The sequence below is a fragment of the Brevundimonas sp. GN22 genome, assembly GCF_054824005.1.
The window spans coordinates 14,832-33,076 of sequence record NZ_JSYD01000034.1; the positions used below are offsets into that span (position 1 = coordinate 14,832).

The following is an 18,245-nucleotide window of genomic DNA, read 5'->3' on the forward strand; positions in this document are numbered from 1 at the left end:
GTCCAGCCTCTGGAACCCGCCGTTCCTCAGGCGTACTCAGGGGGCATGAGACAGCATTTCGACGAAACCACCGATCCTTCGTTTGGCGCCAAGCACCTGCCTCTGGTCCGCGCCGAGATGGCCAAGCAGGGCCTGGATGGCCTGCTCATTCCGCACGAGGACGAGCACCAAAACGAATATCTCCCCGATGCCAACGAGCGTTTGGCGTGGGTGACCGGCTTTACCGGTTCGGCCGGTGCGGGCGTCGCGCTGTCGGACAAGGCCGCCGTGTTCGTCGACGGCCGCTATACGGTTCAGGTCAAGGCCCAGACCGACGAGGCCCTGTTCGAGCGTGTGACGCTGGCGGCTCTGAACGACTGGCTGTCTGCCAATGTGAAGTCCGGTCAGGTGATCGGCTATGATCCACGCCTGCACAGCCCCGATGCTTTGGTTGGCCTCCGCGCCGCCGTAGAAGCCGCTGGCGGTAGCCTGAAGGCTGTTGAGCTGAACCCGATCGACCTCGCATGGGCCGACCGACCGGCTCAGCCGCAGGCTCTCGTTGTCCCGCACCCTGAAAAATATGCCGGTGAGAGCGCGGCATCGAAGCGCGCCCGCATCGGCAAGTCCATCGCGGACAAAGGCGCAGACGCGGCTGTTCTGACGGCCCCGTCGTCGCTGGCGTGGCTGTTTAACGTCCGGGGCGGCGACGTGATCCGTTCGCCGCTGCCGCTGGGGCAGGCGATTGTGCGCGCTGACGGTTCGGCCCGCATCTTCCTTGATCCGGCCAAGGTGACAGAAGAGTTGCCGGCATGGCTGGGCAATGAAGTGACGCTGGAAACGCCGGAGGCTCTGGCTGAAGCGCTGGCGTCTCTGTCCGGTCAGAAAGTAGTGATCGATCCGTCGATTTCGTCGGCTTGGTATTTCGAGGCTCTGACCTCGGCAGGGGCCAAGATTGTTCGAGCCGCGGATCCGTGCGCCCTGCCACGCGCCTGCAAGAATGAAGTCGAGATCGAAGGCAGCCGCCGCGCCCACATCCGTGACGGTGCGGCGCTGACGCGCTTCCTGCACTGGGTGGATACGGTCGCCCAGAAGGAACTGCCGGACGAGCGCGGCGTGGTCGAGGCTCTGGAAGGCTTCCGCGAAGCCACCGGCGAGCTGAAAGACCTGTCGTTCGACACCATCGCTGGCGTCGCCGCCAACGGTGCTCTGCCGCACTACAAGCCGGTTGGGGCCAAGATCCGCAAGATGGAGCAGGGCAGCCTGCTGCTGGTGGACGGCGGCGGTCAGTATCTCGACGGTACGACGGACGTCACACGCACCATGGCCATCGGTGAAGGTACGGACGAACAGCGCCGCATGTTCACTCTGGTCCTCAAGGGCCACATCGCCATGGCGACGATCCGCTTCCCGCAGGGCGTTTCGGGCATGCATCTGGATGCCATTGCCCGCCAGCATTTGTGGAATGCCGGCTTCGACTATGACCACGGCACCGGCCACGGCGTCGGCTCCTACCTCGGCGTGCACGAAGGCCCGCAGCGCATTGCCAACTGGGGCACCACCCAGCCGCTGCTGACCGGCATGATCCTGTCGAACGAGCCGGGCTATTACCGCGAAGGCCAATGGGGCATCCGCATCGAGACGCTGCAGGTGGTGACCCCGCCGACCGTTCCCGAAGGTGGCGAGCGCCCGATGCACGGGTTTGAACAGCTGACCTTTGCCCCGCTGGACCGCAAGCTGATCGACGTGAACCTGCTGACCCCGCAAGAGCGCCAGTATGTTGACGACTATCACGCCGAGGTTCTGGCCAAGGTCGGCCCGCTGCTGGCTGGCGGCGTCCAAAAGGATGAAGCCGCGCTGGCGTGGCTGAAAGAGCAGACGCGCCCACTGTAACTGATGCTCGGTGCCATAGCCCTTTTGCTGGTATGCCAGTTGGCCGGTGAGGCGATCCATCGCTTCACCGGACTGCCCTTGCCCGGTTCGGTCATTGGCATGGGGCTGTTGTTGGTCTGGCTGGCGATCTTCCGGCGCGAGCAGACCTCGCTGACCAAGGTCACCGGCTGGCTCACGGCCCATATGCCCTTGATGTTCGTGCCGCCTGCGGTCGGGCTGATCGAGGAGGGCGACATGATCGCCCGTCACGGTCTGGGGATACTGGTTGCGCTGCTGGTGTCGACGGTCGTGACCATCGCTGTGACGGCCAGCGTCTTTTCGTGGGCGATGAACCGGTTTGCGGCCTCGGGCGAGGAGGCAGGCGATGCCTGAGCTTTTCACGACTCTGATCTGGCTGTCGGTTACGGTGGTGACCTTTTGGGCCATGGATCGAATGGTGCAGAGGGTCGGGCGACCGCCGCTGCTCCATCCGGTTCTACTTTCCACGCCGGTCATCATCGCGGCGCTGATGGCTTCTCGCACCAGCTACGAGACCTACAGCTCGGCTACCGGCATGATCACCTTCCTGTTGGGGCCAACGGTGGTGTCTATGGCGGTGCCGATCTGGGCCAACCGCCGCACGATCCGCAGGCTGGCCTTGCCGATCTCGCTGGCGTTGCTGGCAGGGGCTTTGACGGCGATCATCACCTCGGTCGGCATCGTCTGGCTGTTTGGCGCACCGCAGGAGATTTTGGCGTCGATTGCGCCGCGGGCGACCACGACGCCAGTGGGGATGGCCATCTCCCAGACGCTGGGCGGGATACCGGCCCTGACGGCGGTGATTGTGATCTTTGCGGGCGTGTTCGGGGCCATGTTGGCGACGCCGGTGCTGAACCTTATCCGTGTCCACGACTGGCGGGCGCGGGGCTTTGCCGTCGGGGTGTCCGCCCACGGTGCAGGCGCGGCGCGGGCTTTCGAGGTATCTCCGACCGCAGGAGCTTATGCCGGTGTCGGCATGGCCTTGAATGCCGTGCTGACGGCGACGTTGCTGTCGATTCTGTCCCTGCTTCTCTAGCGCAATAAAAAGCCCCCGCAGAATGCTCTGCGAGGGCCTTTCGCGTTTTCCGGGAGGAAAGCTCTTACTGGACGCGGGTCCAGGTCTGGGTCTTGCACAGCGGTGCCACGATGCAGCCACGCAGACGCAGGGTGTTGTCATTGGTCATGGTGATGGTGCCGCGATAGGTGCCGCCATCCTCGGGGTTATAGACAGAGCCACCGCGCCATTCGGTCGGACCGCCAGTGAAGCCCGACAGCATGCGCAGGCCGCGCAGGGTACGGCTGCGCTGAGCTTCGTCCTTGTTCTTGACGTCCAGCTGGCCCGGATTGGCACGAATGGCTGCCGAGGTGACGAGGGTGCCGCAAAGGGCATTGCCGCAGCGCTCGATACGCACCTGACCGCCATTGGTCGGGGTCTGCCACAGGCCGGTCGGGTCGCCGGCAAGCGCCGGAGCGGCCAGGGCAGAGGCGGCCAGCACAGCAGCAGCGAAAATCTTGGTCTTCATGGTGTTTACTCCCAGATCGGATCACGGGGAGAGGATCCGTTACCCGCAAGGTGATCCCGGATTGCGATATAAACAAGACCTAAAATCGCGCTGTTTTATGTTTTGAAAACCGTACCTTACGTCAAGATTTGGCGGTAATCAGGTCCAAAAAGTCTGCTTCCGACAACAGCTTGAGCCCCAGATGACGCGCCCGGTCCAGTTTGGAGCCTGCACCATTACCGACAACCACCCAGTCGGTTTTGGCGTTCACGGAGGCCATCACCCGCGCGCCGAAACGTCCTGCGATTTCCTGCGCTTCGTGGCGCGAGAAGCGGGAGAGCTGGCCCGAGAAAACCACGCGTTTGCCGTCCATCGAGCGGGGCATACCGGGCACGGGGCGGAAGACGTCTGAATAGGGTTTGGCGGTTTCCAGCGCGGCCGGGCGTTTGGGGCGGGGGGCCGAGCATGCCGAATAGCCTGCGGCGCTCATGCGCCCGACGCCGACCTGCGTGACCTTGGCGAGGTCGTGCAGCGTAACGGTCTCGCGCAGACGCATGGCCTCCAGCGCGATCTCGGCGCAGACATAGGCGTCCTCGCCTGCATCGTGGTGTTTGAAGGCAATGCCCAGATGATCGCCGAGCGCATTCAGTCGGGCGGTCCCGAGGTCGCTCCAGACCCGCTGGGCGACCTTCACCGTGCAAAGATAGTCGAATTCCGGATATGACAGCTCGTAAGCGTCGCAGCTGGCGCGAACCACGCTCATGTCAAAGCCCGCATTGTGGGCTAGCACCATGTCGCAGGTATCCAGCCGCTCACGGAGCGAGGCGAGGACATCCGGAAACTCCGGCGCGTACTCGACCATATCGGGTGTGATGCCGTGGATGCGGATGTTCACCGGTGCAAAGCGCATTTCCGGCGGACGGATCAGGTGGGTTTCGCGGTCCACCACGCGTCCGTCCTTAATCCACGCAAGCCCGATTGAACACGCGCTGGCGCGACGCTCGTTAGCGGTCTCGAAGTCGATAGCGACGGCACGCATAGCCAAAGTCCCGAATAGATCACCCGATGAGGGCGAGCCATTCGTCCTCGGTCAAAACCTGCACCCCGTGCTTTTCGGCATCCTTGAGTTTGGAGCCTGCACCGGGACCGGCGACCAAATAATCTGTTTTTTTAGAAACGGAACCCGAGACTTTCGCTCCAAGGCTTTCGGCGCGTGCTTTTGCCTCGTCGCGGGTGAAACGTTCGAGCGATCCGGTAAAGACGACGGTCTTGCCCGCGACGGGTGTGTCGGTGCGGGCCTGCTCCATTTCGGTGATGGCGACCAGTTCGGCCTCCAGCGCTTCCACGACCTCACGGTTGTGCGGTTCGCGGAAGAAGTGGGCCAACGCTGCGGCCGCCACAGGACCAACGCCCGACACGCCCGCAATGGCGTTCAGAATATCGCTGGGGCCTTCCTCGCGGGAGATCTGGGCGAGGCGCACGACGCCCGCCCAGTTGGCCGCCTTTTCCGCCACGCTGCGGCGGGCAGGCGCGGCAAGGCCTGGGAAGACCTGCTTCAGGTTCATGTCCAGCGCACCATCCGGCCACGGGGCGGAGGCGGGGACATCGGCGGCGGCCAACTGTTCAAGCACGCGCGGGGAAATGGCGTGGGTGCCAGCCAGATCGTGCCAGTCCTCGGACGGCAATCCTTGCGACGCTTGAACGGCGGCTTCCTTCAGCGCGTCCCAAGTGCCGAAGTGGCGGGCCAGCACCAGCGAGGTCTGCTCGCCGATATCGGGAATGCCGAGGCCGAACAGGAAGCGGTCGAGGCTTATGGTACGGCGCGCATCGATGCCCGCGATAAGGTTGTTGACGCTGGTCTCGCCATAGCCGTCTTCGCGGCGGAGCGCCGACAGCTTTTCTTCGTCCTTGGCCAGACGCAAGATGTCGGCAGGTTGTTTGATCCAACCGCGCTCGTGGAAGGCGATCAACTGCTTTTCACCAAGGCCTTCAATGTCGAAGGCGCGGCGGCTGACGAAATGCTTCAGTCGCTCGACGATTTGGGCGTCGCACACCAGACCGCCGGTGCAGCGGCGTTTGACATCGTCACCTTCTCGTACGGCTTCGGAACCACAGACGGGGCAGGTGGTCGGGAAGATGTAAGGCACGGCATCGGCGGGGCGCTTGTCCATCACCACGCCGAGGATTTGCGGGATCACGTCGCCTGCGCGTTGCAGGGTCACGGTATCGCCAATGCGCGCGTCCAGACGCTCGATCTCGTCCTCGTTGTGCAGGGTGGCATTACGTACCACCACGCCGCCGACAGTTACCGGATGCAGGCGGGCGACGGGCGTCAGGCTGCCGGTACGACCCACCTGAATGTCGATGCCCTCAAGGATGGTGGTCGCCTGCTGGGCGGGGAATTTGTGGGCGATGGCCCAGCGTGGGCTTCGGGCGATGAAGCCGAGGCGTTCCTGCAAGTCGAGGCGGTCAACCTTGTAGACGATGCCGTCGATGTCATAGCCCAGCGTGGCGCGGTCTTCGCCTAGCTTTGTGTAGAGGTCGATCAGGCCTTGTGCGTTCTCTACGCGGGCCGAACGGCTGTTCACCTTGAAGCCCCACTCGCGGAACTTATCCAGCGCGCCATGCTGGGTGTCGGTGAACGGCTCAGATACCTCTCCCCACGCATAGGCGAAGAAGTTCAGCGGTCGTTGGGCGGTGATCTTGGGGTTCTTCTGGCGCAGCGATCCGGCGGCGAAGTTGCGCGGGTTCGCATAGGTCTTGCCGCTCAGTTGGGCCGCCTTCTTGTTGAAGGCGTCAAAGGCGTCGGTCGGGGAATAGACCTCGCCACGGATTTCGATCACCGCAGGCCAGCCGCTGCCCGACAGCTTCTGCGGGATGTCGGCAATGGTCATCAGGTTGGCGGTGACGTCTTCACCCGTCTTGCCGTCACCGCGAGTCGCGCCGCGAACCAGCACGCCATTTTCATAGCGGATAGACGCCGACAGGCCGTCGATCTTGGGCTCGGCGACAAAGCCCAGCGGCTCGCTTTGCTGCAGGTTCAGAAATTTATAAACGCGGGCCACAAAGTCGCGCACGTCGGTATCGTCAAAGGCGTTGTCCAGCGACAGCATGGGTACGCCGTGGCGCACCTCAGCGAACTGCTCCGAGACGGGCGCACCGACCTTCTGAGACGGGCTTTCGGCGCTGCTGAGTGACGGGAACTTTGCCTCGATTTCGAGCGCGCGGGCCTTGAGCGCATCGTATTCGGCATCGCTGATGGTCGGGGCATCATTGCGATAATAGGCTGCGTCGTGCTCGGCCAGTTCCGCCGCCAGTTTGGCCAGTTCCTCGCGTGCCTGATCCTCGCTCAACGAGGCGACAGAAAGGGGAGCGGAGAACAGATCGGCCATGTGGGATTCGTCTGGGCTGGAACTGGAAACAGGCAGGCTTTCTAACACCCACCGCACGAATGACGGAAAGGTAATCTGGCAGAACGGCGAGCGGGCATTTAGGGTGCACGCAAATCACGTTTACGGAGCCGTTTTTATGCGCGCGCTTATCCCATCGCTGGCCTTTACCGCCCTGTTGTCGCTGGCCGCTTGCGAAACCTCGCAAAAGACCGCCGACCATGCCGCGCTGGCTCCGGCAACGCAGGACTACAGCCAGTTGATGGCCGACCTGACCATTCTAGCCGCAGACGACATGCAGGGCCGCGATACCGGCAGCGAGGGCGGTGCCAAGGCCCGCGACTATATTGTTGGCCGTCTTGAAGCCATGGGCGTTGGCCCGTCGTCGATGGGGCGTCTGCAACCGTGGTCGGCGCAAGGCCGTTCGCCGGATGGTCCCAAGACGTTCAACGGTACCAACATCATCGGCTTGATTCCGGGTACGCGCGTTTCGGACAAATATATCGTCGTCACCGCCCACTATGATCACGTCGGCACCCGCGACGGCCACGTCTACAATGGTGCCGATGACAACGCTTCGGGCGTGGCGACCATGCTGGAACTGGCCAAGCGCCTGAAGGAAACCCCGCCCGAGCACAGTGTCCTGATCGTGGCACTGGACGGCGAAGAGCGTGGCCTGCTGGGCGCGAAGGAGTTCGTCGAGGCACCGCCTGTGCCGCTGTCGTCGATCTCGCTGAACATCAACTACGACATGACCGCGCGCGCCAATGTGGACGGCTATCTATGGGTGACCGGCACCTATCAACACCCGTATTTCCGTCCGCTGCTTGAGCCCATACCGGCCAATGGTTCGATCCGTCTGGCTTTCGGCAAGGATTCGCCGGATGACAAAGGCTCGGACAACTGGGTTTTTGCCTCGGACCACGGCATGTTCCATCGCGCGGGCCTGCCGTTCCTCTATTTCGGCGTGAACTTCCACGAGGACTATCACAAGCCCTCTGACGATGTGGACCGTATCGATCCTGCGGTGTTCCAGTCCTCGACCGAATTGGCCATCGAAAGCTTCCGCCGTATCGACGCTTGGCTGGATCAATAACCCAGCCTTGAAACGGCCAAGATCGAGGAAGCCATATCGCGAACCTTTGATTGGGGAATGCGATGTCGGCGACTGAAGGTTTTGACCTGCAAAGGGTCCAGAAAATCCGCAAGGCAGCCTTGGGGCTCGGCCTATTGGGGGTAATAGCCTTGACGCTGGTGACGGCGTCGGTTGGTGGCGAGCCTCTGCACGAGGGCGTAGAGGCAATGGGCCTCGCGCTGATCGTCATCTGTATTGTGGGGCGGGCGTGGTGCTCGCTCTACATCGGCGGTCGCAAGAAGGCCGAGATCGTGGACCGTGGCCCATACTCGATCAGCCGTAACCCTCTGTACGTTTTCAGCTATATGGGGGCATTCGGCGTCGGGGCGCAGACAGGCAGCCTGACCATCGCCAGTCTGTTCCTGTTGGTGGCCATGGTGGTGTTCTACTTTACGGTGAGGCGTGAAGAGGCTTGGCTGTCCCAGGCTTTCGGGACGACCTATCTCGATTATTGCGCCCGCACACCGCGTTTTGGTCCGGACTTTTCCAAGTGGCGAGACGTCGAGGCGCTGGACGTACGTCCGCGCTTCTTCCTTGTGACTTTGCGCGATGGGCTGATCTTCCTCTTGGCGATACCGCTGTTCGAGGCCATTGAAGCTATGCAGCACATTGGCTGGCTGGGGACGTTGCTGAGATTGCCGTGATGCGGGGAACACTGTTGGGGATTTGCGGGGCGTTGGTGCTTGGGGCGGGCTGTAGCCCTGCGGAGAAAGCCGAGGCACCCGCCCATGCCACGCCGCCTGCCGAAAAGGTCGAAGCGCGGCGCGAATATACGGCGTCGGTAGCAGTCGCAGGGGACTATTCCGGTCCCACCGATCTGGTCATGCAGGACTGGAAGTTCAGTCACCTACGCCTGCAATCGCCTCAGGACCAGTATCCTGTGGCGTTTGTATTCCAACAGACCAAGCCCGTCGTGAATGCCCACGGCGAGCGGCAAAAGCTGATTGTCGTCGCGACCGAATATATCGTGACCGACAAAGACATCACGGTGTCGGCGGTCTCGTCATCAGGCGGTGCACTGGCGTTTGATGGTCGGTTCGAGGGCGGCCAGCTGGTCGGTACATTGACCATTGGCTCCAATCCTCCTGTAGTCGGGGCGCTGACGAAAACGCAGTGACCATAAAAAAACGGGGAGCCGCGAGGCTCCCCGTTTCCAATTCCGGCGTCGTAATCGCTTAGGCGACTGCGGTGCGGACGATCTTGCCCGGAGCGCGCGGCGGCTCGCCCTTCGGCAGAGTGTCGATCACGTCCATACCTTCGATGACATTGCCCCAGACGGTGTACTGGCGGTCAAGGAAGCGAGCGTCGTCGAAGCAGATGAAGAACTGCGAGTTGGCGCTGTTCGGATCTTGGGTGCGGGCCATCGAGCAGGTGCCACGGACGTGCGGCTCGGCGCTGAACTCTTGCTTCAGGTTCGGCTTCTTCGAGCCCGAGGTGCCGGTGCCCGTCGGATCGCCACCTTGAGCCATGAAGCCTGCGATCACGCGGTGGAAGACGACGCCGTCGTAGAAGCCTTCCGATGCCAGATCGGTGATTTGCTTCACGTGGTTCGGGGCCAGGTCTTCACGCAGCTTGATGACAACCGGCTTTTCTTGGTTGTCGCCGGTGTCGATGAAAAAGGTCAGGGTTTCGGCCATCTGGCACTCCTATGACTCGAGGAAATATGAAGGGGTCATAGCGGTAGAACGCTCGGGCCGCTATGAGAGACGTATGAGTGATAAAGAAAACCCGACCGAAAAGCCTGTTGAACGCCGTCGAATGGTGCGTTTGCCGACGGGCGGGACCGCTGCGGGCCGCAGTGTCGGCACCAAAATCAAGACGGCGAAGGATAAGCGCCCGTCGTCGCAGGCGTGGATTAAGCGCCAACTGACCGACAAATGGTCCGAACGCGCGCGCGCCGAGGGCTGGCGCAGTCGCGCGGCCTTCAAGCTGATCGGCATCGATGACCGCTTCAACCTGATCAAGAAGGGCAGCCGGGTCATCGACCTTGGCGCAGCACCGGGCGGTTGGGTGCAGGTGGCACTTGATCGCGGCGCGACTTCGGTCGTGGGTGTTGATTTGCTGATGATTGAGCCCATCCCGGGTTCGACCCTGATCCAAGCTGACTTTACCCATCCGGGCGTGGATGAGCAGTTGATCGAACTGTTGGGCGGTCGTCCCGATCTGGTGCTGTCGGACATGGCGCACAACACAATTGGCCACCGCCAGACGGACCACTTGAAGATTATCGCCCTGATCGAGATTGCGGCTGACTTTGCCATCCGCACGCTCAAGCCGGGTGGCAATTTCGTCTCCAAGAACTTCCAGGGCGGTGACGCTGGCGGCGTGCTCGCACGCTTGCGCGAAGAGTTCGAGACGGTGAAGTATTTCAAACCGGAATCCAGCCGTAAGGACAGCGCCGAGGTCTTCCTCGTCGCCTTGAACAAGCGGTAATCTGATTAGAGGGTGATCCATGTCGGTACAGGTGGCGTTCCAATCCCAGTCGTCGATCTGTACCGCGATGGGGGCACCCTTTACCGGCCGGCTGTGCCATCTGGTGGCGGAGCGGCTGCGCGATGACAGCTCGATCGCCCATCGCATCCTGACATGGAACGGCAACCCTTCGCATGAGGGTGACGCCTTGCCGTTGCGCCTTATGGGCGGGCTGCATGCGCTTGCGCGCTCTGGCCGACAGCGTGCGTGGAGTGCGGTCTATCCGCCCGCCGTTGCGCCCGATGATGCCGATTTGTGGGCCCTGCTGAACCATATCCTTCAGGTCGAGGGAGAGTGGCTGATGCCATGGCTGGACAGTCCGCCCCAGACGAACGAGGTCGGGCGGTCGTCCGGTTTGATGGCGGGGCTGCTTGTGCTGGCGGATCGGTTCAAGCTTCCGTTTGCGCTTTATGAACTGGGTGCCAGCGCAGGGCTGAACAGCGTGCTGGATCACTATGGCTATAGGCTGGGGGAACTTGCGGCGGGCGATCCTGCGTCGGGCGTGCAATTGTCACCTCGCTGGTTAGGCAGTTCGCCACCACAGGGTCAGGTAAGCGTCGTGTCGCGACGAGCGGTTGACCAGAACCCGCTGGACGCAGCCGATGCTGCCACCCGCGAAAAGCTGGCCAGCTATGTCTGGGCCGACCAGCGCGAGCGTCTGGCCCGTCTGGAGGCGGCGTTGGCAATAGCGGCGGCAAATCCTGTAAGTGTGGACCGCGAGGACGCTGCGCCTTGGTTGGAGCGCGTGCTGGAAGCCAAGCCGCACGCGGGCGTGTGCCGCGTGGTGATGCACACGATTGCCTTCCAGTATTTCCCGCCGGAGTCCCAGCAGCGTATTCGCGACCATCTGGACCACGTGGGGAAAGGGGCGAGCCACGACGCGCCCTTGGCGTGGTTGAGGTTCGAGGCGTCCGACATTGGCGGACCCGAGCGACGTCCCGCGCTGGATCTGACGATCTGGCCGGGCGGGGAGACGCAGCGGCTGGCCGTCGGGCAGGCGCACGGGTCCGAGTTCGAATGGAAAGCTGACTGACGAAATTATATCACTTGCGATTATATCGTGTGCGATCTATCTTGTTGTTATCGACAACGGAGGTCTCGACATGAGCCATTTGTATACGACCCGCGTCACGGCAGTCGGCGGGCGCGCCGGTACGGTCAAGAGTGACGACGGCATTCTGGACCTGCAACTGGCAATGCCCACCTCGCTGGGCGGCAAGGGTGGGGCGACCAACCCCGAACAGCTGTTTGCCGCCGGCTATGCTGCCTGCTTTGAAAATGCGGTGATCCACGTCACCCGTCGCGGCGACCACAAGGTGCGCGACGAGGACATCGAAGTAACCGGTGAAGTCAGCCTGCTGCCCGGCGAGGGTGGTGGCTTCAAGCTGGCGGTCGCGCTGGATGTGGTGATTGCCGGTATCGGTCAGGCCAAGGCCGAAGAAATCGTACAGGCCGCGCACATGGTCTGCCCGTATTCAAACGCGGTACGCGGCAACATCGATGTAAAACTGAACGTCTCTGTGAAGTAACTTTGGAGGTGGCAGCTCCGGCTGCCACCCTCACTATCGTAAGGCGGTGCGCTGCTCGGTCAGAGCGGCCTTTTCGGCGGCCTTGCGATTTTCAATGCGTGTCCAGAACCGGTCATGCAGGGTGAAGAACACCGTCTGCACCAGTGGTTCGATAATCCCGATGGCCAGCGAGGCCCTGATATTGCCCGTCAGAGCGAAGGCGACGGCCACGGCAACGGTAAAGTGCATCAGACCGTAGGTTAGCGTCTTTACGGCGATCTGTTTGAAAGAGCGGGGCAGGGCATGGCTATGGCCATGATGGCCGTGAGCATGTCCGTGCTTGTGGCCGTGTACGCGCATCTGCTCGCCAGGTGACATGACCCCCAGACGCGACGAGAACGCTTCTGCGGCTTCTTCAAGACCGGTAGCCAGACGCCGCTTTTCGATGACGTGCCAGATACGGTCGTGAATGGTGTATGCGATCGTCTGGAAGAACGGCTCGACCATGCCGATTGCCAGTGCCATGCGCACATCGCTGGTGATGGCAAACGCGACCAGGATCGCCACGACCAAGTGCATCACGCCATAGCTGGCGATTTTCAGCGCGAGTTTGCGCGCGGCACTGATGAAGAGGGCGACCATGCTTCAAGAATGTCTGAATTTGGGGGACGGTTGCAAAGCATAAATTCTTATTATGATGATAGGCCCCACTTTCGACGGGCTCTATCGGCGATGGGTGCGCCTCTGCGGGGGATTTGTCGCAAAAGGTGATCGGAGATCGCGGGTTTTATTGCGCTGCACCCTTGCCGACTCTGGCCATTAGCCTCTATACGCGGCTCGCAAAACGGAGACTCCCCCATGGAGATACGCGAAGGCCTTACCTTCGACGATGTTTTGCTCGAACCCGGTCCGTCGGAGGTTATGCCTGCCGATGTGAACGTTTCGACGCGCCTCACCCGCGACATCACCCTGAACATTCCGCTGCTGTCGTCCGCTATGGACACTGTGACCGAAAGCCGACTTGCCATTGCCATGGCGCAGGCTGGCGGCATGGGTATCCTTCACCGCAACATGACCATCGAGGAGCAGGCCGAGCAGGTCCGCACCGTCAAGCGTTATGAGAGCGGCATGGTGATCAATCCGGTCACCGTCACTCCTGAAACCACCCTCGGCGAAGTGCGCGACATCGTCGCCCGCAAGAAGATCAGCGGCTTCCCTGTCGTTGATCCGGAAACGGGCCGTCTGGTCGGCATGCTGACCAACCGCGACATGCGTTTTGAGAACGACCCGTCGATCAAGGCTTCCAGCCTGATGACCACGGGCGATCTGATTACGGTCCGCGAAGGTGCCAGCCGCGAGGAAGCCCGCGAGCTTCTGCGCACCCGCAAGATCGAGCGCGTCATCGTCGTTGACGAAGACAACCGCGCCGTCGGCCTGATCACCATGAAGGACATCGAGAAGGCTCAAGCCTTCCCGAACGCCGCCAAGGACGACCACGGTCGCCTGCTGGTCGGCGCGGCCTCGACCGTCGGTGATGCAGGCTACGAGCGCGCTATGGCTCTGGCCGAAGCCGGTGCCGATCTCGTCGTCATCGACACCGCCCACGGCCACTCGGCCTCGGTTGCCGCTGTCGTCGAGCGCATCAAGCGTGAGAACAACCGCATCGCCATCGTGGCCGGTAACGTCGCCACCTATGACGCCACCCGCGCTCTGATCGACGCCGGTGCTGACGTTGTTAAGGTCGGCATCGGTCCGGGCTCGATCTGCACCACCCGTATCGTGGCTGGCGTCGGCGTGCCGCAGCTGACCGCGATCATGGACGCTGCCCGCGCTGCCGAAGGTACGGGCGCTACCGTCATCGCCGACGGTGGCATCAAGTACTCGGGCGATATGGCCAAGGCTATCGCTGCCGGCGCTTCGGCCGCCATGATGGGTTCGATGTTCGCCGGTACGGATGAATCGCCGGGCGAGGTCTTCCTGTACCAGGGCCGTTCGTACAAATCGTACCGCGGCATGGGCTCGGTTGGCGCGATGGGCGCAGGCTCTGCGGACCGTTACTTCCAAAAGGAAGTCTCGTCCGAGAAGCTGGTGCCGGAAGGCATTGAAGGCCAGACGGCCTACAAGGGCCCGATCTCGCCGGTCATCCACCAGATGGTCGGGGGTCTGCGTGCCTCGATGGGCTATGTTGGTGGTGCCACCATCGACGAGTTCCAGAAGCGCGCCCGCTTCGTCCGCATCACCGGTGCGGGCTTGCGAGAGAGCCACGTCCATGACGTCATGATCACCCGCGAGGCACCGAACTACCGCCAAGGGTAATCCACCAAGGGGCAACCAATGACGACCGAACTCACCTATCTTAGCCTGACTTTGATTTTGGCGCTGGTGCAGGTCTTCCTGCCCGCCGGAGCAAGGACGGCGGAGTTCGGTCTGAAATGGAATGCGGGCCCGCGCGACAAGACGCCGTCGTCAGAGAAACCTCTGACAGGGCGTCTGGAGCGGGCCCAGTCCAACCTCTACGAGACCCTTCCACTGTTTATCGGCGCTGTGCTGATTGCCCATCTGGCTTCGGCTAATGGCGCGCTTACAGTTTGGGGCTCGGCACTCTATTTCTGGGGACGGGTGGCCTTCATACCGCTCTATGCCTTGGGCATCCCCTTTATCCGGTCGCTGGTATGGCTGGTCTCGCTTGCGGGACTGATCATGGTGCTGGCGGCCCCGTTTATCTGAACTGAAGTCCATTGACCCCAGCCGCCCGTCTCGCCGCCGCCGCATCCATTCTCGACTCCATCGCGCAGGGCCGTCAGCCCGCCGAGGTGGTGTTGAAGGCGTGGGGCACTGCCAACCGCTATGCAGGTTCCAAGGACCGCCGCGCCATCGCGGACCGCGTCTATAAGGTGCTGCGCGCCCGTGGCCGCCTGAGCTGGATCATGGGTGGCCGCGAGGATGGCCGCGCATTGGTCATCGGCAGCCTGCACGCGCTGGACAGCCTGTCGCTGGAAGAGATCGAGGCCCTGCACTCGGGCGAAGGCTATGGCCCGCGTCCGCTGTCCAAACAGGAACGCAGCCGCATCACCGCCGTCGATGGCGAGCTTCCGGGCTGGGTTGCTGCGGGCATCCCCGAGTTCGTGATGAACGATTTCCAGAAGGTCTTTGGCGACAACTGGAAGAACGAAGCCCACGACCTGATGGCCCCGCGCGCGCCGATTGATCTGCGCGTCAACAGCCTGAAGGCTACCCGCGACGAGGTCGAGGGTGAGCTGCGTGCCGCCGAGCTATCGCCGGAACTGACCCCGTGGTCGGAACTGGGCCTGCGCCTGTCCGCCGAGCCGCCGCCGAACATTCAGGCGCTGGAAGGATTCAAGTCGGGCGCGTTCGAGATTCAGGACGAAGGCAGCCAGATCATCTGCGCTCTCGTTGATGCCAAGCCGGGCACGACAGTTGTTGACTACTGCGCTGGCGGTGGCGGCAAGACGCTGGGTCTGGCCCAATCGATGATGGGGCAGGGCCGCCTGGTCGCCTCGGACGTCGTCAACAAGCGTCTGGAAAACATTCGTCCGCGTTTGGAACGTGCGGGTGTTGAAGCCGAACTCGTCCTCATCGGCCAGAACGGCGGTGGTCTGGAAGACCTGAATGACAGCGCTGACACGGTTCTGGTTGATGCGCCTTGCTCGGGTGCGGGCACCTGGCGTCGTCACCCCGAGGACGCATGGCGTCTGACGGAAGAAGAGGTCGAGCGTCTGCACGCTCTCCAGACCCGCATCATGTCGCAGGCTGCGAAACTGGTGAAGGTCGGTGGCCGTATCGCCTACGTCACCTGCTCGATGCTGACCCGCGAGAACGAGGATACGGCAGCCGCGTTCGAAGCCGCCCATCCGAACTTCAAGCCGGTTGCGATTGAAACGACGGGGCACGCCATCGCCTCGCAGGCCAAGGGCCACCAACTGCGCCTGTCGCCGTATTCGACCAACACCGACGGCTTCTTCTTCGCTCTGTACGAGCGCGCTGAATGAGGGCTCGACTGGAGCGTATCGGAGAGGTTTCGATCCTTCCCGTGATGGCGGCTCCGGCGGAGTACGGCCGGAACCTTCAGGCGCGTATACGTCCGCTGATTACGGGCATCGGTCCGGTGGAAGGGGCTGTGTCCCTGACTGCCGAACTGGCTCGCCGCGAGGCTACGGGCGATCTCCCCGATCTGGTGGTGGTGCTGGGCAGTTCCGGCTCGCCGACGCTGGAACACGCCGCCGTCTATCAGGTGACCGAGGTCGACTACCGCGATATGGACGCCAGTCCGCTAGGCTTCCCCAAGGGGATCACCCCGCTGCTGGACATGCCCGCTGTGCTGTCGCTGCCGTGCCGTCTCGAAGGCGTGCCGACGGCGCGTTTGTCGACGGGGGCCAACGTCGTCTCCGGCGCAGCCTATGACGCGCTGGACACCGACATGGTGGACATGGAGACGTTCGCCTTCCTGCGCTCGTGCCAGACCTTCTGCGTGCCGCTGATGGCGCTGCGCGGTGTGTCGGACGGCAAGACCGAGCTGAAGGTGCTGGAGGACTGGACCTCCACGCTGGATCAGGTCGACATCAATCTCGCTGATGCATGGGACAAGCTGCTGGCTGCGCTGGAAAGCGGCGGCCTTGGCGCGATCATGCCCGCAGCCCTTGAACACACAGGCCTATCCGGCCTAGACCCCGCCGCAACTCCCGTATCGGATTCGCATTCATGACCCAGCCGACCCAACACCAGAAGGTGCTCATCGTCGACTTCGGCAGTCAGGTGACGCAGCTTATCGCGCGCCGCCTGCGTGAGCTGAACGTCTACTGCGAGATCCACCCCTATACCAAGGCGACGACCGCGCTTGAGGCCATGCAGCCGCAAGCCATCATCTTCTCGGGCGGCCCGTCCTCGACGACCGAAGCGGACAGCCCACGCGTCGACCACAAGATCTTCGAATACGGCGCGCCGATCTTCGGCATCTGCTACGGCGAGCAACTGATCTGCGCCGAACTGGGCGGTAAGGTCGAAAGCGGCCACCATCGCGAATTTGGCCGCGCCGACATCAGCATCGTCAAGGACAGCCCGCTGTTCGAAGGCATCGCTGCTGCTGGCGAGCAAGAGCCGGTCTGGATGTCGCACGGCGACCGTGTGACGGCTATTCCGGAAGGTTTCGAGGTTATCGCCACCTCGGAAGGCGCGCCTTACGCCGCAATCGCCAACACCGAGAAGAAAATCTACGCCGTGCAGTTCCACCCGGAAGTGGCACACACCCCGCGTGGCGCACAACTGCTCAAGAACTTCGTCTACAACATCGCTGGTCTGACCGGTGACTGGACGATGGCCGCCTACCGCGACGAGCAGATCGCCAAGATCCGCGAACAGGTCGGCGACGCCAAGGTCATCTGCGGCCTGTCGGGCGGTGTGGACTCGTCGGTAGCGGCGGTCCTCATCCACGAAGCCATTGGTGACCAGCTGACCTGCGTGTTTGTGGATACCGGCCTGCTGCGCAAGGATGAGGCCAAGCAGGTCACGACCCTGTTCCGCGAGCACTACAACATCCCGCTGGTCCACGTTGACGCCTCGGATCGCTTCCTTGGCGAGCTGGCCGGCATCTCGGACCCGGAAACCAAGCGCAAGACGATCGGTCGCCTGTTTATCGAAGTGTTCGATGAAGAGTCTTCCAAGATCGAAGGCGCAGAGTTCCTCGCCCAAGGCACGCTCTATCCGGACGTGATCGAGAGCCTGTCTGCCTCGGGCGGTCCGTCGCAAGTCATCAAGTCGCACCACAATGTGGGCGGCCTGCCGGACTATATGAAGCTGAAACTGGTCGAGCCGCTGCGTGAGCTGTTCAAGGACGAAGTGCGCGCCCTTGGCCGCGAACTGGGTCTGACCGACGCTTTCGTGGGCCGTCACCCGTTCCCTGGACCGGGTCTGGCGATCCGTATTCCAGGCGAGATCACGCCGGACGCCGTGCAGACCCTGCAGGACGCCGACGCCATCTATCTGGACGAAATCCGCAAGGCGGGTCTCTACAACGAGATCTGGCAGGCCTTTGCTGTCCTGCTGCCGGTGAAGACCGTCGGCGTGATGGGCGATGCCCGCACCTATGAAAAGGTTCTGGCCCTGCGCGCGGTCACCTCGACCGACGGCATGACCGCCGACTTCTTCCAGTTCCCGTGGGAAGTTCTGGCCCGCACGGCCACCCGCATCATCAATCAGGTGCCGGGCGTGAACCGGGTCGTTTACGACGTGACCTCGAAGCCTCCAGGCACCATCGAGTGGGAATAAGCCACCATCCGAACATGAAAGCCTGCAGCAATGCGGGCTTTTTTGTTGGCTGATGATCGGTTTGGCGCGG

At 62.6% G+C, this 18,245-nt stretch carries 19 protein-coding genes; 14 read left to right on the forward strand and 5 right to left on the reverse strand.

Translation table 11 applies throughout. The features are described from left to right. The first annotated feature begins 45 nt into the window (after positions 1-45). From OB03_RS05475 to OB03_RS05485, 3 genes are read left to right on the forward strand one after another with little or no spacing between them, the layout of a single operon-like run. Positions 46-1,869, forward strand: a complete 1,824-nt coding sequence (locus OB03_RS05475; RefSeq protein ID WP_461343456.1) for an aminopeptidase P family protein — start codon at positions 46-48, stop codon at positions 1,867-1,869. Between the two features lie 3 nt (positions 1,870-1,872). Beyond that, positions 1,873-2,241 (forward strand): CidA/LrgA family protein, encoded by a 369-nt coding sequence (locus tag OB03_RS05480; RefSeq protein ID WP_461343457.1) that lies wholly within the window; start codon positions 1,873-1,875, stop codon positions 2,239-2,241. Then, positions 2,234-2,923 carry an LrgB family protein gene (locus tag OB03_RS05485; protein ID WP_461343458.1) on the forward strand — a complete coding sequence of 230 codons (690 nt, stop codon included), beginning with the start codon at positions 2,234-2,236 and terminating at the stop codon, positions 2,921-2,923. The genes OB03_RS05480 and OB03_RS05485 overlap by 8 nt, the downstream gene beginning before the upstream one ends. A 64-nt stretch (positions 2,924-2,987) precedes the next feature. Here OB03_RS05485 and OB03_RS05490 read toward each other — a convergent pair whose 3' ends face one another. From OB03_RS05490 to ligA, 3 genes are all read right to left on the reverse strand, one after another. Continuing rightward, positions 2,988-3,410: a DUF2147 domain-containing protein gene (locus tag OB03_RS05490; protein WP_242914186.1), complete on the reverse strand. Its 423-nt coding sequence runs from the start codon at positions 3,408-3,410 to the stop codon at positions 2,988-2,990. A gap of 121 nt (positions 3,411-3,531) precedes the next feature. Next, entirely contained in the window at positions 3,532-4,428 is an 897-nt protein-coding gene (locus tag OB03_RS05495; protein ID WP_461343459.1) for an exonuclease domain-containing protein, read from the reverse strand. A gap of 19 nt (positions 4,429-4,447) precedes the next feature. Continuing rightward, positions 4,448-6,781, reverse strand: coding sequence for an NAD-dependent DNA ligase LigA (ligA, locus tag OB03_RS05500; protein ID WP_461343460.1), 2,334 nt, complete (start codon positions 6,779-6,781; stop codon positions 4,448-4,450). Between the two features lie 136 nt (positions 6,782-6,917). Between ligA and OB03_RS05505 the strand changes: the two genes are divergently transcribed. The 3 genes from OB03_RS05505 (at position 6,918) to OB03_RS05515 (ending at position 9,030) form a co-directional block, all read left to right on the forward strand. Beyond that, entirely contained in the window at positions 6,918-7,874 is a 957-nt protein-coding gene (locus tag OB03_RS05505) for a M28 family peptidase (RefSeq protein ID WP_461343461.1), read from the forward strand. 62 nt (positions 7,875-7,936) lie between these two features. Next, a complete protein-coding gene (locus OB03_RS05510; RefSeq protein ID WP_242914181.1) occupies positions 7,937-8,557 on the forward strand; it encodes a methyltransferase family protein in 621 nt (206 codons plus the stop codon). Further along, on the forward strand, positions 8,557-9,030 hold the full coding sequence (locus OB03_RS05515) for a hypothetical protein (protein WP_461343462.1): 474 nt from the start codon (positions 8,557-8,559) through the stop codon (positions 9,028-9,030). Before OB03_RS05510 ends, OB03_RS05515 begins: the two co-directional genes overlap by 1 nt. A gap of 58 nt (positions 9,031-9,088) precedes the next feature. Here OB03_RS05515 and OB03_RS05520 read toward each other — a convergent pair whose 3' ends face one another. Beyond that, positions 9,089-9,550, reverse strand: a complete 462-nt coding sequence (locus OB03_RS05520) for a peptidylprolyl isomerase (RefSeq protein WP_461343463.1) — start codon at positions 9,548-9,550, stop codon at positions 9,089-9,091. Positions 9,551-9,623: 73 nt separating this feature from the next. Between OB03_RS05520 and OB03_RS05525 the strand changes: the two genes are divergently transcribed. The 3 genes from OB03_RS05525 to OB03_RS05535 all read left to right on the forward strand — a co-directional run bounded on the left by OB03_RS05525 (position 9,624) and on the right by OB03_RS05535 (position 11,914). Continuing rightward, positions 9,624-10,346 (forward strand): RlmE family RNA methyltransferase, encoded by a 723-nt coding sequence (locus OB03_RS05525; RefSeq protein ID WP_242914178.1) that lies wholly within the window; start codon positions 9,624-9,626, stop codon positions 10,344-10,346. Between the two features lie 19 nt (positions 10,347-10,365). After that, on the forward strand, positions 10,366-11,418 hold the full coding sequence (locus tag OB03_RS05530) for a DUF2332 domain-containing protein (protein WP_242914177.1): 1,053 nt from the start codon (positions 10,366-10,368) through the stop codon (positions 11,416-11,418). A 70-nt stretch (positions 11,419-11,488) separates the two neighbouring features. Continuing rightward, entirely contained in the window at positions 11,489-11,914 is a 426-nt protein-coding gene (locus OB03_RS05535) for an organic hydroperoxide resistance protein (RefSeq protein ID WP_242914176.1), read from the forward strand. A 33-nt stretch (positions 11,915-11,947) separates the two neighbouring features. Here the strand turns inward: OB03_RS05535 and OB03_RS05540 are convergent, their stop codons facing one another. After that, complete coding sequence (locus OB03_RS05540) at positions 11,948-12,535, reverse strand: DUF2061 domain-containing protein (RefSeq protein WP_461343464.1); 588 nt, start codon at positions 12,533-12,535, stop codon at positions 11,948-11,950. Positions 12,536-12,751: 216 nt separating this feature from the next. Between OB03_RS05540 and guaB the strand changes: the two genes are divergently transcribed. From guaB to guaA, 5 genes are read left to right on the forward strand one after another with little or no spacing between them, the layout of a single operon-like run. After that, positions 12,752-14,209 (forward strand): IMP dehydrogenase, encoded by a 1,458-nt coding sequence (guaB, locus tag OB03_RS05545; protein ID WP_242914174.1) that lies wholly within the window; start codon positions 12,752-12,754, stop codon positions 14,207-14,209. Positions 14,210-14,227: 18 nt separating this feature from the next. Continuing rightward, the gene (locus OB03_RS05550) at positions 14,228-14,620 is read left to right on the forward strand and encodes an MAPEG family protein (protein WP_242914173.1); all 393 of its coding nucleotides are present in this window, start codon (positions 14,228-14,230) and stop codon (positions 14,618-14,620) included. Between the two features lie 11 nt (positions 14,621-14,631). Then, positions 14,632-15,903, forward strand: coding sequence for an RsmB/NOP family class I SAM-dependent RNA methyltransferase (locus tag OB03_RS05555; protein ID WP_461343465.1), 1,272 nt, complete (start codon positions 14,632-14,634; stop codon positions 15,901-15,903). After that, positions 15,900-16,616, forward strand: a complete 717-nt coding sequence (locus tag OB03_RS05560; protein WP_461343466.1) for a 5'-methylthioadenosine/S-adenosylhomocysteine nucleosidase — start codon at positions 15,900-15,902, stop codon at positions 16,614-16,616. The genes OB03_RS05555 and OB03_RS05560 overlap by 4 nt, the downstream gene beginning before the upstream one ends. Beyond that, entirely contained in the window at positions 16,613-18,175 is a 1,563-nt protein-coding gene (guaA, locus tag OB03_RS05565; RefSeq protein ID WP_242914170.1) for a glutamine-hydrolyzing GMP synthase, read from the forward strand. The genes OB03_RS05560 and guaA overlap by 4 nt, the downstream gene beginning before the upstream one ends. The last annotated feature ends 70 nt before the right edge of the window (positions 18,176-18,245 follow it).

Coding starts and splice junctions, on each gene's coding strand:
- OB03_RS05535 (WP_242914176.1), top strand. CDS start 11,489: ATGAGCCATTTGTATACGACCCGCGTCACGGCAGTCGGCGGGCGCGCC.
- guaB (WP_242914174.1), top strand. CDS start 12,752: ATGGAGATACGCGAAGGCCTTACCTTCGACGATGTTTTGCTCGAACCC.
- OB03_RS05530 (WP_242914177.1), top strand. CDS start 10,366: ATGTCGGTACAGGTGGCGTTCCAATCCCAGTCGTCGATCTGTACCGCG.
- OB03_RS05495 (WP_461343459.1), bottom strand. CDS start 4,428: ATGCGTGCCGTCGCTATCGACTTCGAGACCGCTAACGAGCGTCGCGCC.
- OB03_RS05520 (WP_461343463.1), bottom strand. CDS start 9,550: ATGGCCGAAACCCTGACCTTTTTCATCGACACCGGCGACAACCAAGAA.
- OB03_RS05515 (WP_461343462.1), top strand. CDS start 8,557: ATGCGGGGAACACTGTTGGGGATTTGCGGGGCGTTGGTGCTTGGGGCG.
- OB03_RS05475 (WP_461343456.1), top strand. CDS start 46: ATGAGACAGCATTTCGACGAAACCACCGATCCTTCGTTTGGCGCCAAG.
- OB03_RS05550 (WP_242914173.1), top strand. CDS start 14,228: ATGACGACCGAACTCACCTATCTTAGCCTGACTTTGATTTTGGCGCTG.
- ligA (WP_461343460.1), bottom strand. CDS start 6,781: ATGGCCGATCTGTTCTCCGCTCCCCTTTCTGTCGCCTCGTTGAGCGAG.
- OB03_RS05505 (WP_461343461.1), top strand. CDS start 6,918: ATGCGCGCGCTTATCCCATCGCTGGCCTTTACCGCCCTGTTGTCGCTG.
- OB03_RS05560 (WP_461343466.1), top strand. CDS start 15,900: ATGAGGGCTCGACTGGAGCGTATCGGAGAGGTTTCGATCCTTCCCGTG.
- OB03_RS05540 (WP_461343464.1), bottom strand. CDS start 12,535: ATGGTCGCCCTCTTCATCAGTGCCGCGCGCAAACTCGCGCTGAAAATC.
- OB03_RS05490 (WP_242914186.1), bottom strand. CDS start 3,410: ATGAAGACCAAGATTTTCGCTGCTGCTGTGCTGGCCGCCTCTGCCCTG.
- guaA (WP_242914170.1), top strand. CDS start 16,613: ATGACCCAGCCGACCCAACACCAGAAGGTGCTCATCGTCGACTTCGGC.
- OB03_RS05510 (WP_242914181.1), top strand. CDS start 7,937: ATGTCGGCGACTGAAGGTTTTGACCTGCAAAGGGTCCAGAAAATCCGC.
- OB03_RS05480 (WP_461343457.1), top strand. CDS start 1,873: ATGCTCGGTGCCATAGCCCTTTTGCTGGTATGCCAGTTGGCCGGTGAG.
- OB03_RS05525 (WP_242914178.1), top strand. CDS start 9,624: ATGAGTGATAAAGAAAACCCGACCGAAAAGCCTGTTGAACGCCGTCGA.
- OB03_RS05485 (WP_461343458.1), top strand. CDS start 2,234: ATGCCTGAGCTTTTCACGACTCTGATCTGGCTGTCGGTTACGGTGGTG.